The following is a 314-nucleotide window of genomic DNA, read 5'->3' on the forward strand; positions in this document are numbered from 1 at the left end:
CGGTTACCCCACCGACTTCGGGTGTTGTAAACTCTCGTGGTGTGACGGGCGGTGTGTACAAGACCCGGGAACGTATTCACCGCGGCATGCTGATCCGCGATTACTAGCAATTCCGACTTCATGCAGGCGAGTTGCAGCCTGCAATCCGAACTGAGACCGGCTTTCTTAGGATTGGCTCCATCTCGCGACTTCGCTTCCCGTTGTACCGGCCATTGTAGTACGTGTGTAGCCCAGGTCATAAGGGGCATGATGATTTGACGTCATCCCCACCTTCCTCCGGTTTGTCACCGGCAGTCAACTTAGAGTGCCCAACT

The 314-nt window shown here is 55.4% G+C and carries 1 rRNA gene; it reads right to left on the minus strand.

The window, feature by feature from the left end:
• Positions 1–314: ribosomal RNA gene (locus NI000_RS36605) — 16S ribosomal RNA — on the minus strand; the annotation flags it as partial.

The sequence above is a fragment of the Paenibacillus tyrphae genome (genome assembly GCF_024158745.1).
Classification (GTDB): domain Bacteria; phylum Bacillota; class Bacilli; order Paenibacillales; family NBRC-103111; genus Paenibacillus_G; species Paenibacillus_G tyrfis_A.